Source organism: Amycolatopsis sp. NPDC054798 (assembly GCF_053611505.1).
The window spans coordinates 48034-63718 of record NZ_JBSHAM010000005.1 but is presented as its reverse complement, the minus strand read 5'-3'; the positions used below and the strand labels follow the sequence as shown (position 1 = coordinate 63718).

General features: G+C 68.4%; 12 protein-coding genes. 4 read left to right on the top strand and 8 right to left on the bottom strand.

Features of this window, described 5'->3' with window-relative positions; all coding sequences use genetic code 11:
- Window position 1: 1 nt before the first annotated feature.
- Window positions 2-625, bottom strand: coding sequence for a TetR/AcrR family transcriptional regulator (locus ACWGIC_RS05005; RefSeq protein WP_452074594.1), 624 nt, complete (start codon window positions 623-625; stop codon window positions 2-4).
- Window positions 626-717: 92 nt separating this feature from the next.
- On the bottom strand, window positions 718-2217 hold the full coding sequence (locus tag ACWGIC_RS05000; protein ID WP_452074593.1) for a BBE domain-containing protein: 1500 nt from the start codon (window positions 2215-2217) through the stop codon (window positions 718-720).
- Between the two features lie 195 nt (window positions 2218-2412).
- Here ACWGIC_RS05000 and ACWGIC_RS04995 point away from each other — a divergent pair, with 195 nt between their 5' ends.
- Together ACWGIC_RS04995 and ACWGIC_RS04990 are read left to right on the top strand one after the other, a co-directional pair.
- On the top strand, window positions 2413-3981 hold the full coding sequence (locus ACWGIC_RS04995) for an aminotransferase class III-fold pyridoxal phosphate-dependent enzyme (RefSeq protein ID WP_452074592.1): 1569 nt from the start codon (window positions 2413-2415) through the stop codon (window positions 3979-3981).
- Window positions 3982-4008: 27 nt separating this feature from the next.
- Entirely contained in the window at window positions 4009-5043 is a 1035-nt protein-coding gene (locus ACWGIC_RS04990) for a methyltransferase (RefSeq protein WP_452074591.1), read from the top strand.
- Between the two features lie 26 nt (window positions 5044-5069).
- Here ACWGIC_RS04990 and ACWGIC_RS04985 read toward each other — a convergent pair whose 3' ends face one another.
- Genes ACWGIC_RS04985 through ACWGIC_RS04975 form a run of 3 tightly spaced genes read right to left on the bottom strand, consistent with a single transcriptional unit; the run spans window position 5070 to window position 9223 of the window.
- Window positions 5070-6689, bottom strand: coding sequence for an FAD-dependent monooxygenase (locus ACWGIC_RS04985; RefSeq protein WP_452074590.1), 1620 nt, complete (start codon window positions 6687-6689; stop codon window positions 5070-5072).
- A 34-nt stretch (window positions 6690-6723) separates the two neighbouring features.
- Entirely contained in the window at window positions 6724-8112 is a 1389-nt protein-coding gene (locus ACWGIC_RS04980) for an aldehyde dehydrogenase family protein (RefSeq protein WP_452074589.1), read from the bottom strand.
- A gap of 1 nt (window position 8113) precedes the next feature.
- Window positions 8114-9223 (bottom strand): phenazine antibiotic biosynthesis protein, encoded by a 1110-nt coding sequence (locus ACWGIC_RS04975; RefSeq protein WP_452074588.1) that lies wholly within the window; start codon window positions 9221-9223, stop codon window positions 8114-8116.
- A gap of 274 nt (window positions 9224-9497) precedes the next feature.
- Here ACWGIC_RS04975 and ACWGIC_RS04970 point away from each other — a divergent pair, with 274 nt between their 5' ends.
- Window positions 9498-10709: an NAD(P)/FAD-dependent oxidoreductase gene (locus tag ACWGIC_RS04970; RefSeq protein WP_452074587.1), complete on the top strand. Its 1212-nt coding sequence runs from the start codon at window positions 9498-9500 to the stop codon at window positions 10707-10709.
- Between the two features lie 184 nt (window positions 10710-10893).
- Here ACWGIC_RS04970 and ACWGIC_RS04965 read toward each other — a convergent pair whose 3' ends face one another.
- The 3 genes from ACWGIC_RS04965 to ACWGIC_RS04955 are packed head-to-tail and all read right to left on the bottom strand — an operon-like array spanning window position 10894 to window position 14042.
- Complete coding sequence (locus ACWGIC_RS04965; RefSeq protein WP_452074586.1) at window positions 10894-12132, bottom strand: amidohydrolase family protein; 1239 nt, start codon at window positions 12130-12132, stop codon at window positions 10894-10896.
- A 3-nt stretch (window positions 12133-12135) separates the two neighbouring features.
- Window positions 12136-13812, bottom strand: coding sequence for a (2,3-dihydroxybenzoyl)adenylate synthase (locus tag ACWGIC_RS04960; RefSeq protein WP_452074585.1), 1677 nt, complete (start codon window positions 13810-13812; stop codon window positions 12136-12138).
- Window positions 13809-14042, bottom strand: a complete 234-nt coding sequence (locus tag ACWGIC_RS04955; RefSeq protein ID WP_452074584.1) for an acyl carrier protein — start codon at window positions 14040-14042, stop codon at window positions 13809-13811. Before ACWGIC_RS04955 ends, ACWGIC_RS04960 begins: the two co-directional genes overlap by 4 nt.
- Window positions 14043-14418: 376 nt before the next feature.
- Here ACWGIC_RS04955 and ACWGIC_RS04950 point away from each other — a divergent pair, with 376 nt between their 5' ends.
- Complete coding sequence (locus tag ACWGIC_RS04950; RefSeq protein WP_452074583.1) at window positions 14419-15684, top strand: DegT/DnrJ/EryC1/StrS aminotransferase family protein; 1266 nt, start codon at window positions 14419-14421, stop codon at window positions 15682-15684.
- Window position 15685 lies beyond the last annotated feature (1 nt).

The following is a 15685-nucleotide window of genomic DNA, read 5'->3' as shown; positions in this document are numbered from 1 at the left end:
TTCAGGACTCGATGCGCAGATAGCGGTGCGCGAGATCGGTGATGTCGGCGATCAGTTCGTCGGCGAGCCGATCCAGATCCCCGGCCTCGTGGTGGAGCAGCGTGTGCGTGGCGCCGTACCAGGCGCTGTAGATCAGGTTCGCCGCCATCGCGGGGTCCGGGGCGTCCGCCGGCGGGTCCGGTCGTTCGGAGATCAGCTGGCGGAACGCTTCGACGTGCGCGCCCTCCGCGGCCACCTGAATCGTGGTCTTGGCGTTGATCGGGGTGTGGTCGTAGAGCACGTCGTGCAGTTCGGCGTGCTCCACGTAAGCCCGCACCGCGCCGCTGAGCCAGGCGTCCACGCGGGCGACCCAGTCGGTTTCCGGCAGCTGCCGGACGGCCGCCTCCTGCCGTTCGAGCAGCCGCTCGATGAACCGGGCCCGCAGCGCGATCATGATGTCGTATTTCGAGCTGAAGTGCAGGTAGAACGTGCCGATCGCGACGTTCGCGCGCTCGGTGATCTCGTCGAGCCGGGCCGCGTCGATCCCGCGTTCGACGAACACTCGCTCGGCGGCGTCGAGGAGATCGGCACGCCGCTCCTGCGCGGGCTTGGTTCGGGGCCGGCCCGGTGATCGGCGCTGACTCATTCCCGGCAGTTTACGCGGCGGCCGGGCGGCGTCCGCGAAGTGTGCGGCGGCCCGGCCGGGTTGTCCATAGTGGACGGCCCGGGCCGGAGCGGTTACGGCGCGGCGGTGACGGACAGGGCGTGGCGGAAGATGTTCAGCGGGTCCCACCTCGCCTTGATCTTCTGCAGCCTGGCGTAGTTTTCCCCGTAGTACAGGCGGTGCCACGGAACGGCCGAGGTGTTCCATTCCGGATCGGCCAGGTCGATGTCCGCGTAATTGAGGTAGGCGCCGGTGTTGACGTCGTCCGGCACGGGCACGCCGCCGGTCGCCGAATGCACGTCGCGGTACAACTCGCGGATCCAGCTCAGGTGCTTGTCGTCCTCGGCGGGGTCTTGCCAGGTCACCATGTAGAAGGTCTTGAGCAGCGCGCCGCGCGGGATGGCGGTCGCGGTGCTGGGCACGGTGTTCACCTTGCCGCCGTAGGAGATGTACTCCAGCGCCGAGTAGGTGCCCTGGTAATCGTCCCGGGTGAGCTGCCGGTAGGCGACGGCGAGCTGTGCCGGGCTGTGCCTTCCGCGAAGGTCCGCGGATTTGACCTTGCAGCGCAAGGTGATCGCCGACGGACCGGTCTCCGGGACCGCCAGGTACTGGGTCGCGGCCAGCCACGGCAGCGACTGCCGCCGGACTCGGGGAGCGACGCTTACGCCGGCGTTGAGCCGGTCGAGGAACTGGTCCATCCGCGCGGAAGCGTTCGGGGTCTCCACCGGGATGTGGGCGTGCATGGCGATGTTCCCCGCCGAGCGGTGCAAGCAGTTGACCAGGGCGTAGAGCCCGATGTTCGGGGAGCCGTCGGAGCTGTTCTCCAGTTGCCAGTCGAGGAAGTTCCCGATCAGCCGGACGAAATCCGGTTCGGACAGGCCCTCCCACGGCCAGCTCGCCTCGGCGACGTGCAGCGCGCCCGGCGGCTGGGGCAGCAGCGCGGAAGGATCGGTGCCGGACGCCTCGGGCGAACGCATCCAGTACCGGGTGATCACGCCGAAATTCCCGCCTCCGCCGCCGGTGTGCGCCCACCAGAGATCGCGGTTCGGATCGGTCTCCTCGCGGGAGGCGACGACCGTCGAGACGGTTCCGTCCTCGGCCACGACCACGACTTCCACTGCGTGCAGATAGTCGACGCTGAGCCCCAGCAGCCGTGCCATCGGCCCGTAGCCGCCGCCGCTGATGTGCCCGCCCGCGCCCACGCCCATGCAGAAACCGCACGGGACGGTGACTCCCCAGCCGCGGAAGAGGTCGTGGATCATCTTTCCCACCGGGGCGCCCGCTTCGATGACGAAGGCGCCCCGCTCCTCGTCGAAATCGACGCGGGACATCGGGGAGAGATCCACGATCACCTTGATGTCGGGCGAGGAGGCGAAGTCTTCTCCGCAGTGTCCGCGCGAGCGCGCGGTGACCCGTTTCCCGGCGGCTACGGCCTTTCGGACCGCTTCCTCGGCCTGTCGCGGCGAATGCACCAGATGGAAATAGTCCGGTTTCGCGATGAACCGGTAATTGTACGCGTGGCACAGATCGGCGTATCGGATGTCCTCAGGCGTGATCATCACGGAATCTGGCACAGTTCTCACCATGGCAGCCGGGGCGGGCTAGGGCAACCTGTCCGAAAGTCGAAACCAGGTTAGACCTCGGGGTTTAAACCATTGCCGATGGCGGATACGCACCGCTAAGGTCGGATATCGGGTAAATGACTCGCCGGTGCTCGCGAGGTTCGGGAAATCACGGCTCCTTGACGGCTGAAAGAAAGAGAGACGGTCATGAGCGGTCCGGTCGTCGAGTCCGTCTTCGCGGACCAGGTCCTGAACGACTGGCTGTCCGGCATGGGGCTCGGGGTCGAATACACCCGGGCGGCGGGAAACACGCTGTACTTCCAGGACGAGAACGACCGGGAAGTCCCGGTGCTCGATCACGTCTGCGGCTTCGGCTCCTTGATCTTCGGGCACAACAACCGGGAGCTGGTGGAGTACGCCAAGGACGTGCTGGACCGGCAGGTCCCGGTGTACGTCCAATTGTCCCGGCAGTCCTGGGCCAACGACGTGGCCGCGCGGCTGAACGAGATCGCCCGGCGAGAAATTCCGGACGGCGACTGCGGTTATTCGGCGATATTCGGCAACAGCGGAGCCGAGGCGGTCGAGATTTGCTTGAAGCACGCTGAATTGGAGCGGCAGGCGCGGATCGCGCGGGTGGTCGGCGAGGTCGCGGATCATCTCGAAGAAGTGCGCACGGCCTTTCGGGCCGGGCGGATCACCGCGGTCGAAGGGCTCGACCGGCTCGCCGGAGGCGAACTTCCGGACGTGCTCGCCGAGGTCGAGCGCCGCAATTCGGAGCTGGTGGCGAAGCAGCCGGTCTACCTGGCGCTGGAAAACGCGTTCCACGGCAAGCTGGTGGCCACCATCCAGCTCACCCAGAACCCGCAGTGGCGGCTGCCGTTCACGGCATTGGGCTCGTCGACCCGGTTCCTGCGCGCCGATCAGCTGGCGGCGATGAAAGCGGTGGCCGAGGAACTTCGGGAAAGCCTGCTGGACATAGTGCTGGACGGCGGCACGGCGACTGTGGTCGAGCGGGACTTCCCCCGGATCGGGGCCTTCTTCGTCGAACCCGTCCAAGGGGCGAACGGGATGCGCCCGCTGACCGAGGCCGCGGCCCGGGAAATCCGGGCGGTGTGCGACGATCTCGGCTGCCCGCTGGTCGTCGACGAGATCCACAGCGGCATGGGACGCACCGGGTCTTTCTTCGCCAGTGCGCACATGGGTTTGCGGGGCGACTACTACACGCTCTCCAAAGGAATCGGCGGCGGCATCGCCAAGAATTCGGTGGTGCTTTTCCGGCAGGACCGGTTCCGCCCGGAATTCGAGGTGATCCACACCTCGACCTACGCGAAGGACGGTTTCTCCGGCGCGCTCGCCGGCAAAGTGCTGGAGATGCTGGAGGCCGACGACGGCAAGGCATACCGGACAGTCGCGGAGCGCGGCACCGCCTTGAAAGCGATGCTCGACGCCGTCAAGACCGATTTTCCGGACGTTGTGGCCGCGGTCAACGGAATCGGCCTCATGCTCGCGCTGGAATTCACCGACCAGTCGAACGCAGCGTCGGACAGCATCCGGGAAAGCGCCGGTTCGGGAATGATCGGGTACGTGATCGCGGGATACATTCTGCGCGAGCACCGGATCCGGGTGCTTCCGCTCGGGCCCGCGGGAAACTCGGTCCGGTTCGAGCCGTCGATCGATCTGACGGACGAGGACATCGCCCGTACGGACGCCGCGTTGCGCGACGTCTGCGCGATACTCCGCGCCCAAGACGGAGAACGACTGTTCCGCGCGAGCTGAACCACGCCGTCGGCAGAGAGGGTTCTCATGACAAGCAGCGCGGCGTCGACCGATTCCCTCGTGACAGCATTGCTGGAGCACGCGCTCAGCGCCGCGTGCGCAGCGTCCGTGCGTGCGGCCGTGACGCTGGGCTTGCCCGAGGCTCTCGGCGAGAAGCCGGCGACGGCTGAGGAACTCGCCACTGCGATCGACGCGGACCCAGCCGCGCTCCGGAGGCTGCTTCGCTCGCTGACGTCCTATGGGGTGTTCGCGGAGAACGACGCGGATTCGTTCGTGCACACCGAAAAGTCGCGTGCGCTCCGCGAAGACTCGCCGAACAGCCTCAAATATCTCGTGTTGTGGTGCACCGAGCCGTGGCTCTTGTCGCTTTGGGGCCATCTCGACGAATCGGTGCGGAGCGGACGCGAGGTGTTCAGCGCGCAGCACGGCCGCCGGTTCTACGACTGCCTGCACACCGAGTGGCCGGAGTCGGCGCGGGTGTTCGAGCGGGCGATGAGCCAGCAGAGCAGGGAATCGGCGAACGCGCTCGCCGAACTGCTCCCGCTGGCGCAGGTGTCCACGATCGCCGACGTCGGCGGAGGACAGGGGCTGGTGCTCGCCACCCTGCTGGAACGGAATCCGGAGCTCCGCGGATTCCTGCTCGACCTGCCCGCCGTGGTGGCGAACGCGGACGCCCGGCTGCGTCCTGGCGGCAGCCTCGCCGACCGGGTGCGGCTGATGCCGGGCGACTGCCTCGAAGAGATCCCGGTCCAGGCCGATCTCTATCTGTTCAAGAACATCCTGGGAGCCGATGACGACGATTCGGTCCGGATCCTGCGCAACGCGGTGCGAGCGGCGCGGCCGGGGGCCCGGATGATCATCGTGGACAACTTTGTCGACGACGGTCCCGGGCAGCAGCTGTCCTCCGCGCTGGATCTGCGGATGCTGCTGGTCATCGGCGGCCAGAAGCACACCAGGGAGGGGCTGCTGAAGATCGCGGAGCGTGCCGGTCTCGTCGTGCACGGGGTGCGGCCGGTGGACTCGTCGCTGCAGATGATCGAGGCCAGTGTGCCGGGCAGTTGAGTCGGCAAGGGACACCACGCGCTTGGCTAGCGGTCGTTTCGGGCGAGGATCCGAAGCAGCGTTTCGCGCAAGAGCGTGCTGGGGTCCGGGACCGCGCCGGATGCTCGCCAGGCGACGAAACCGTCGGGCCGGACCAGCACCGCGCCTCGATCGGTCACCTGATGGGTTCGGTTCCAGGCTTCGGACGGGTCGGAGAGATCCTGGCCGAGTCGGTAAACAGCGAGCGGAACGCCCAGTTCACGCGCGACCTGGTGGCCCGCCTCCGCCCAAGGTTGCCCGGCGGCACCCGCCATCAAGGCGAATTCGTGCGCGTACAGGTCGATGTTCGAGACGAGCGCGCCGTCGCGCAGCAGCCGGAAATGCGGTGCGCGGGTGCCGGGTTCGCCAGAGAGCGAAGCCGGATGAAGCAGGTCGGCGGAACCGTTCGGGCTCTCCGCCCGGACCGCGCCGGAGCGGTAGCGGTGGCCGAAGAGCACGGCGAGGTTCCCGTCCGTGGTGTTGCCGTGTCCGCCTGCCGTGCTCCGTACCCGGAGGTGATCGGTGGCCGCGCCGACGGTGGCGTCGGCGACCGGAATGCGTTCGGCCGCATAGCTTTCCAGCAGCTCCGGCCCGGCCTGGCCGCGCAGGACCAGCGCCAGCTTCCACGCCAGGTTGTGGGCGTCCTGGATGCCCAGATTGGCTCCGAACGCGCCGACCGGCGGCATCAGGTGCGCCGCGTCGCCGATCAGGAACATCCGTCCCCGCTGGAATTCCTCCGCGACGCAGGACCCGACCTCCCACAGTTTCGCGACCGGCGACACGCCCTCGTCGTCGAAGCTGACGATGCGGACGTCCAGCCCGGGTTGACCGATCGCGGTGCGGACCAGCGCCCGGCAGCGGTCCTCGGTGAAGTCCGCCAGGGTTTCGCCGGATTCCGGATCGTGCGGCACCATGAGGATCCAGCGGTGGGGCCGGTCCTGCGGCATGATCACCGACGCGGGCCGCGGCCGGTCGAGGAACCACACGCCGACCCGTCGTCCGCGAAGCGCCTCGGTGAGGTCCGCTTCCCACACGATGTTCACGTACCGGCCGATCACCCGGTTCCCGCGCATCCGGATGCCGAGCAGATCGCGGACAGTGCTGTTCGCCCCGTCCGCCGCGATGAGGTAGTCCGCGCGGACGACCCGGAGTTCGCCCGTCCCCTCCGTCGCGACGGTCGCGGTGACGCCGTCCTCGTCCTGCTCCGCCTCGACCAGCCAGGAACCACGCTCGATCCGGGCGCCCAGCTCCTCGGCGCGTTCGCGCAGCAGCGGTTCGAGGTGGTGCTGATCGATCGGCGCCCACGGGGCGGGGCTGTATTTCGTGGCCTCGTCCAGGCCTTCGATGCTGTCGCGCATCCATTCGCGCCCGGCGACCGTTTCCGCCCTGGCCATCTCCGGGTACTGCCCGATGAGCGACGGCTTCGCCAGGATCCGCTCCTCCAGGCCGGCGGTGCGGAAGATCTCCATCGGCCTGCTCAGGATGATCCTGGTGCGGGGCCACGGGAAAACGGTGGTGCGTTTCTCGACGGCCAGCGTGCGGATGCCGAATTGGCGGAGCAGCACGGCGGCGGTCGCGCCGGTGAGACTGCAGCCGACCACCAGAACCTGTGTGTCTTTCGCGGACAACCTGACCCTCGCATGCGTGGGGGCTGAAGCGGGCTCAGCCGACGATGACTGCCTTGGTGTGCATGAGGAAATCGCCGAGATAGCCCTCGTGCGGCAGCCCGGGGCGGGTCCAGGTCGTCGGATGGTCGCCGATCTGGATCTGGTCGATGCTCGGTTCGGCGACCAGCGCGTCGATGAGTTCGGCGTCGCGGGTGAAGGCGGTGAGCGACAGAGTTTCGCGCAGTGGTGCCAGCCAGTCGCCTTCACGCCGCCAGGGTGCGACCCAGACGCACGGGAAGCCCAGTTCGATCCGGGCCTGCGGGGCGTCCGGCCGGTCGAGCAGGAACACCGCCGGGCGCAGCACCGCCGAACCGTCGCCGAGTTCGTCGACCACCGTATCCGCGCCCAGCACCGGTTTCGCGTTCCCCGCGCTGGACCGCAGGTATTCGTCCATGGCGCGGGCCACGGAGGTCTGCCGGACCGGAAGCACGGCTCGTTCGTCGCCCGGCGGCAGCGACGGAAGCTCGCTCAACCGCCGGGCGAGCGCTTCGGCTACCGGCGCGGGATCGCCCTCGACGAACACCGCCGTCGCGTTCACACAGCCGGTTCCGGCGTTCCCGGCGACGGATTCGGCGATGGTATCCAGATGCCGGGCGACCTCCTCGCCGTCGGTGAGCAGGATCTTCGACCGGCCTGGCCCGAACGGGAGCACGAGCGTGCTGGCTCCGTATTTCCGGACGATCTCGTCGGCCCCGAACGCGATGGCGACGTCCGCCTCGGCGATGAGCCGGTCGGCGGTCGGGTGGTCGGTGGGAAGGAGGACAACCTGGTCGTGGCCGTAGCCCGCCTGCCACAGCGCGGTCACGAGCCGGTGCGGGGTGAACGGTTCCCGCCGGGACGGCCGGACCGCCACGCGATAGCCGAGGGCGAGCGCTTCCAGCCAAGGCGTGTGCACCGCTGGGGCGTTGGCGGGCGCGTGCACCATCAGGACCTCGCCGCGGCGGGTCCACACGCCGGAGCCGAGCTTGACGCGATCCTCCCGCCAGCTGCCCGCCGCGCCGGCCGGACGGGCCTGGTTCGCGTTTTCGTACGCCGCGGCCGCGAAATCGCCGACCCAATGTGCCTGTTCCCGGACAATGGAAACCGGCATGCCGGCGACCTCGGCCACCGTCCGGTGATAGGACGCGGCGGGCACTCCGCCGACCGAACCGCTCGCGAACAGTTCTCCCGCCTCAGCCAGCATTTCCGCACGGCGATCCGGATCCGGCGGGGCGGCTTGGCGCAGTGCCTGGATACTTCGCTGGGCGAACAGCCAGGGCACGAGACTCATCTCGGCCGCCGGGTTCCCGGTGACGTCGGGAACGGATTCGACGTGATAGCTGTGGTAGGGACCTCGGGCGCCGAGCGCGGGCAGCCGGTCCGGCGCGGCTGATGCGGCGCGCACCTCAGTAGACCCCTTCGATCACCTTGGTGTCGCCGAATTCCCGTACCGGGCTCACGTCGGACACCGCGTCGCCCTGATACCCGTGCCGGTGCGGATGCCGGACGGCGGTGTCGCGGTCAAGGTTGTTGGGCAGGAACAGGTTCCGGGTGAGGTGATGGGTGACCACCTGTCCGCGTTCGCCGTACGGGACGTTCTTCCCGGTCTCCGGGTCGATCACCGAGAACATGGCGAACGGCGAAGGCGGGTCGAACACCGGGCTTTCCCCGGCGGCGGCTCCCGGCCGTTCCGGCATGGCGCAGAAGATCATCGTGCTGCCGAAGATGCTGACGAAGTTGACGTCCGGGAAGACCTCGGTGCGCAGGAGATGGCGAGTGTCGCGATCCATCGAGGTGCCGCCGTAGAGGACTGTCCGGACCTTCTCGTTGATCAGCCGCACCAGATGCTCGCGCCGGCAGACCGCCTCGATCAGCGGCGGAGTGATGACCATGACCTGGATGTCCTGGCTCCGCAGGATCCATTCGACCTGATTGACCAGATGGTTCAGGTAGAGCTTCATCTCCTCCGCCGCGCCGCGGCCGGTGAGGAGTTTCGCCCAGCGGGGGTCCAGGTCGAGGGTGAAGCAAATGCCGCCGAAGCGCGCCGCGGTGTCCTGCGCCAGGATGCCCGCCATATGCGGTCCGGTCGGCATGGAACCCAGCCAGTTGCCGCCGTGCGCGATCCCGTGTTCCCGCAGCCGATGGTAGTACCAGGCCCACGACTGTTCGCGGACGTCGGGAAGGACGAAAACGCGTTTGGGCGCGCCCGTGGTTCCGCCGCTTTCCCCTACCGCGGGCGGCGTGGGCAATGCGCTGAGACTTCCGTATCCGGCGGGGATCAGGTCCTCTAACCGAATGTCGCGCAACTCGTCAACTATATTCGGAAACAATGTCAGGTCCGCTGCCGTGCGAATATCCGTGCGCGGGTCGAAGTCCAGCTTCTTCGCGCGCTCCAGCCAGAACGGCGAACCGGTATCCGGGCCGAAATGCCAGGCCATCGCTTCCCGGACGAGGTCGTCCGCGTCCGGCGGGCTGTCCCACGACGTGTCGAGCGCGGATGCGGCGGCTGTCGTCATTGCCTGGCTCCTCGGCGTTCCCGGCGATCGGTGGGGGAGAGCGGCCTCGGCTCCCGGCGAATTCCGGGAGGGTTCTCCCCGGAACGGGCCGCGAGGTCTCCGGACTTCTCTTTCGAAGGTACAAGGAAAACTCAGACCGCGGCTAGTCCTTTCGCGGTATCCGATCGGACTGCTGGGTTTACAACTCTGGATTTAGCCTTATTGCCGCGAGCCGGTCCGCGTGCGTAAGGTCGTCTTCGAGTTTCCGCGGCCGAATGCCTGGCAGGAGGGCACTATGAGCGGAACCGGCTACGACGTTATCGTTGTCGGCGCCAGATGTGCGGGATCGCCGACCGCGATGCTGCTGGCGAGAATGGGTTACCGGGTACTGGTCGTGGACCGGGCGAGTTTTCCCAGCGACACGCTGTCGACGCACCTGATCCACCCGCCGGGCGTCGCGGCGCTGCGCAGATGGGGGCTGCTCGACCGGGTGCGAGCCACCGGCTGTCCGCCGATCCACACGTATTCCTTCGATTTCGAGAGCTTTACCCTTTCCGGCGGTCCGGGCACGGCGGAGGAACCGGTGGCGTACGCGCCGCGCCGGATCGTGCTGGACAAGCTGCTGGTGGACGCGGCCGCGGAGGCGGGAGCCGAGGTGCGCACCGGCTTCACCGTCTCCGAAATCGTTTTCGACGAGAACGGCCGGGTGACCGGCGTTCGCGGGAGAGAGAGCTCTGGGCCGCTGGTGACCGAGCACGCCCGGGTCGTGGTGGGAGCCGACGGGGTGCACTCCCAGGTCGCGCGAGCGGTGGAAGCCAAGCGGTACAACGAGAATCCGCGCTTGATGGTCGGCTATTACGGCTACTGGAGCGGACTGGAGATGAACGGCGTCTTCAAAGCCCATTCCCGGCCGCACCGCGCGTTCGGGGCGTGGCCGACGAACGACGGCCTGACCCTCGTCGGCGGTTGCTGGCCGTACGCGGAGTTCGCCGAGGTGCGCAAGGACATCAAGGGGAACTACCTGAAGAATTTCGAGCTGGCTCCGGCCTGGGCGGAACAGATCCGGAACGCCCGGTGCGAGACCAGGCTCGCCGGCGCGGCACTGCCGAACTTCTTCCGCGAACCGTTCGGCCCCGGCTGGGCGCTCGTCGGCGACGCGGGCTACTGCAAGGATTTCTTCACCGCACTGGGAATCAGCGACGCGTTCCTCTCCGCCGAATGGTGCGCCGCGGCGCTGAGCGAAGCGTTGTCGGGGCGGCAGCCGTTCGCCGCCGCGATGGCGCACTACCAGGCGGTACGGGACCGGCACGAGATGCCGAACTACGAGTTCACCGCCCAGGTCTCGACGCTGGAGCCGCTTCCGCCGGACCTGCAGCGGCTGCTGGAAGGCATCAGCGACCGGCAGCACGCGATGGACGCCTTCGCGCGGGTGAACGCGGGGGTGACGACGATGGCGGACTTTCTCGCCGAATGCGAGGCTGTCGCGGGGACTGCGGAGGGGCGGTAGCGGCGGGCGGGGAGCCGGGGCTGCTGACTTCCGTGACTGCGGCACTGGATTGAGTTCCGGCTTTCCGCACTTGCGTGAGGTGGCTGGGATCGGCCAGGTCGGTCAGCGGGTCGGGGTCGAGGGCGGGAGATCGGCGGTGTGGCCGGGAGCCAGCGAGCCGGACCGGAATGCCGCCGCCCCCCGGTCACCGCGGTACCGGAACTCCGGCCTTCCACACCTGCGTGAGGTGGCCGGGGTCGGCCAGCACACCCAGATCAGCCAGCGGATCCGCGTCGAGGGCGAGAAGATCGGCGTCATAGCCGACAGCCAGCAACCCGGACCGGGGAGCCCGCGGTCCGAGGGTGCCCGGCCCATTGAACGTGGCCGCCTTGATCGCCTCCAGCGGGCTGAGCCCCGCGGTGCGCAGGTGTGCGAACTCGCTCGCGTGCTTGCCCCAGGAAAGCGGTCCGTCCCGGTCGCTCGTGCCCAGGTCGGTGCCGAGTGCGATGGTGACTCCGGCGCGGTGCGCGAGCTGGATCGCCTCGAGATGCCGGTCGGCCATGGCGGCGAAGCGGTCGTGCCACACCGGCGGCAGCGCGGCGGCGTTTTCCCGCAGAGCCTCGTAGACGGTGCGCGTGGGCACCAGGGTCATCCCCTGCTCGGCCAGCCGGTCCGCGCATTCCTCGTCGAGTTCGGTGCCGTGCTCCACGGTGTGGCAGCCTGCCTCGATCGCGGCCAGGATGCCTGCCCGGCCATGGCAATGCGCTGCGACGACCCGGTCCGCTCGCGCGGCTTCGGTGACGATCGCCCGCAGTTCCTCGCTTCGGTACTGCTGGTGCACCGGGTTGTCCAGTTCGCTCAGCACGCCGCCGGAGGTGCAGACCTTGATCACCTCGGCTCCCGCCCGGAGCTGGAGGCGGACCGCGCGGAGGCATTCGTCCACCCCGTCGGCGATGTGCAGCGTGCCGCCGGTCTGGCAGGGGTCGGCGACCCAGCGATAGGGCAGCCGGTGCGCGTCGGTGTGTCCGCCGGTCTGCCCGATGACCTGGTTGGCGCTGTAGATGTTCGGGCCGAGAAAGGTGCCTTCGCGGACGGCCTCGGCGAGCGTGCAGCCGTAGCCGCCCAGGTCTCGCACGCTGGTGAAGCCCGCACGCAGCGCTGTCTCGGCGTCCTTGACACTGCGGGCGACCGCGAGCGCGGTCGGCGTCAACCGCAGCTCCTCGGTGCTGACCCGGCCGCGAATCCCGGCGAAGTGCACGTGGCAGTCCCAGAGCCCGGGAAGCAAGGTGGCGACCCGCGTCGGTTCCAGCGCCCGGTTTTCGCTGTCCAGTTCGGCTGTCGGCCCGGCGAAAAGGATCCGGCCGTCAGCGTGCACGACTGCACCGTCCACAATGGATTTTCCGGATCCGGGGATGAGAAGTTTCGCGTCGATCCGTTGTTTCACGCGCTATGCCTCCGGAGCCGTTTGCCGCGCAAGGTCAGCGCGGAGTGCTTTCTTGTCGATTTTGCCGATCGCGGTCGTTGGCAAGGCGCTGACGAGCTGAAGCCGTTCGGGCAGTTTGTAGGCGGCGAGCCCCTGCTCGCGCAGGAACCGGCGCACCTGCGCCAAAGTCGGTTCCGGACCCGTTTCCGGCACGACGAAAAGGCACACGACCTCGCCGTAGAGCGGATGCGGTGCGCCGACCGCCGCGGAAGCCCGGACCGCCGGATGCCGCGCCACCATCAGTTCCAGATCCTCTGCCGGGATCTTGTCGCCGCCGCGGTTGATGATGTCGCGAACCCGGCCGTTGACGATGACGTCGCCTTTGCGGGTCCGGGTCACCAGATCGCCGGTGCGGTAGAAACCGTCCGGGGTGAACGCCTTCGCGGTCGCCTCCGGGTCCCGGTAGTACCCGGCGACGGTGTAGGGGCCCCTCGTCAGCAGTTCCCCGGTGCCGCCGTCGGGCACCGGCCCGCCGTGTTCGTCGACGATCAGCAGTTCGTCCCAGGCCGAGGCGGGCCGTCCCTGGGTCCGGGCCCGCACGGTTTCGCTGTCGTCGAGCCGGGTGTAGCAGAGAAGTCCTTCGCTCATGCCGTAACACTGCTGTGGCGTCGCACCCAGCACGGAACGGATCTGGTCCGGCAGTTCCGGTGCGGGACGGGCACCGCCGACTTGCAGCACCTGAAGGCTGCGCAGGTCGGCGTCCGACCCGGCCGCCGCGCTCAGCCATTGCATGGCCACTGTCGGGACGAGCGCGCAGTGGGTGACGCCTTCGCGTTCGATGAGGTCGAATGCCTTCCGGGGATCGGTGGGCTGGCCGAGCACGACCGTGCCGCCCTTCGCCAGCGTCCCGAGCACTCCGGGGCAATTCAGGATGAATCCGTGCGCGGCGGGGAGGACGGCGAGATACACCGAGTTTTTGGAGACACCGGCGATTTCGCAGGCCGTCCGGATCATGTAGGCGTACCCGGCGTTGCCCCGGGGAATCATCTTCGGCGGCCCGGTGGTTCCGCCGGAGAGCAGGAAAACCGCGGCGTCGTCCATGGTTCCGGCGGCCAGAGAATCGGTCTCCGGCTCGGCGGGACCGCCCCATGGCGCGTCCGGGTCGCATAACGCGGCGAGGTCGATCTCCCCGGAGGTGTCGTCGCCGAGCGCGAGAATGTGCTGCAGGCACTCGTGTTCCGCGCGCAGACGCCGAGCCGGGCCGGCCGAAGCGGTCCGGCCGCCGCCGGTGGCCACCGCGATCGCGACCGGCCGGGCGGCGCGTACGACGTGCTCCAGTTCGTAATCGCCGAATCCCGGGAGGACCGCTACCGGCGGGGCCCCGATGTCGAGCAGCGCCAGCATCAGGACGAGAAATTCCATGCTGTTCGGCAGCCGCACCGCCACCCGGTCCCCGGGACGCACCCCGAGCCCGCGAAGCCGTTGCCCGGCAGTGGTCACCGCCGTGTGCAGTTCGCCGTGGGACAGCCGGCGGCCGTCGGCGACCGCCGCGAGCCGGTCCGGGGCGCGCAGCCGTGCCGCGCGCAGGGTGTCGGCGATCCGTTCCGCGGTCCACAGGCCGGCTCGCAGGTACTCCTCGGCGCGCCGCCGGTCGAGCACCGGCACGTCCGGGTCCAGGACCCTGGCGTCGACGGCGCTCACCGGGCGGTCTCCCGGATGCTGGCGACCAGCTGGGCGACGGTGTAATCTTCCTTGTCCCACAAGCTGATCCGGGCGTCGAATTGGTCGCGCAGCTGGATCTCCAGATCGGTGGTCTCGGTCGAACTGAGGCCGAGATCGGCGCGCAGCCGGGTGTGCGGGGCGATCCCGGCGACGACGGTTTCGGCGATGCCGATATCCCGCAGCAATTGTTTCAACACGTCCACGGACACGGTGGCGTCCCCCCCGGGTTGGCGATGGCCAAGATCGAGTCGGCGGCGTTTCCGCGTTTTCGCGGGACGGCGCAGGCCGAGGCTAATCGACTTTCCGCGGCGGTGGCAATGGCCCACTACCCGGGTATTAAACCGTCGGTACCGGAGCCGAGGTAGTACAACGTCATTAGAACGACCGGGCTATTCCCGGCTGTCCCGGAATTTGAGACGCTTGTGCCAGGTCGCCCGTGCCGCAGTGGCGGCGCGCGGAGAAGCGCGTGGCGACCCGGTGAAACCGTCCCGATTTCGCAGTGGTGCCGCCTTGGCCGGAGAACGGACCGGCATCCGGTCGATCGGGTGCCGGTGTCCAGGTGGCTGGGGGTCCTGGAGGTGAAAGGTGGAACACTCGTACGCGGTTCCGTATCCGCAAATCGGGTCCGTGCTCGGCGAGCAGGAAGTGCGCGTGATCACCCAGGTGGTGAAGTCCGGGGACAATCTGTCCGGCGGACGCTGGCGCGAGGAGTTCGAACGGCGTTTCCGCGAACATCTCGGTGTTCCGTACGCGCTTTCGGTCACGAGCGGGACGGTCGCGCTGGAGATCGCGATCCGGCTGCTCGACCTCGGCGAGGGCGACGAGGTGATCGCCACTCCCCAAACCTATAAAGCCAGCGTGCAGCCGCTGCTCAACTATCCGGTCGAGGTCCGGTTCTGCGACGTGGACCCGGATTCGCTGAACATCGACCCCGGCCGGATCGAGGAGCTGATCACCAGCCGCACCAAGGCGATCATTCTCGTGCACTACGGCGGCCTGCCCTGCGACATGGACCGCGTGATGGCGATCGCGCGCCGCCGCGGCATCACGGTGATCGAGGACTGCGCGCACGCGCTCGGTTCGGAATACTGGGGCCGCAAACCCGGCGCGCTGGCCGACATCGGCTGTTTCAGTTTCCACTCCAGCAAGAACATCACCACCCTCGGCGAGGGCGGGATGATCACCCTTTTCAATCCGGAGTGGGCCGACCGGGTGGATCGCATCCGGTCCAATGACGCCGACGCGGTTTACCACGAGAAGGGGCGGGCGATCGGGGAGCGCACGAGCGCGCATCCGTGGATGATGCATCCCGGTCTCGCCTTCACCCACGGCTGCGCGTCGATCCGTTACGGCGGCACGAACGCCACCCTCGCCGAACCGAACGCCGCGGTGGGCACCGTCCAGCTGTCCAAATTGGACGAAATGGTGTCGAGGCGGGCCGAGATCGCCGCCGCGTGCACCGAGGTGCTCGGCCAGTTCGAGGGCATCCGGGTGCAAGAGGGCACCGGTGCTGTCCGGCACGCCCACCACCTCTACACCTTCTTTGTCGATCCGGCGAGCGGCGTGCTGCGGGACCGGCTGGTGTCCCGGCTCGACGCGCTCGGCGTGCAGATGCAGTTGCGCTATTTCCCGTTGCATCTGCTCGCCGAATGGCGGGCGCGCGGACACGACGCGGGCGAATGCCCGGTGGCTGAGCGGATGTGGTTTGAACAGCAGGTGAATCTGCCCTGCCATCCGGGGATGACCGACCAGCAGGTCGGACAGCTGGTGTCCCGATTGGACACCGTGCTGCGGCAGGAGACCAGGGGTACGCCGATCGCGGCCGGAACGACGCGGAAGACGGAAGGGTGAA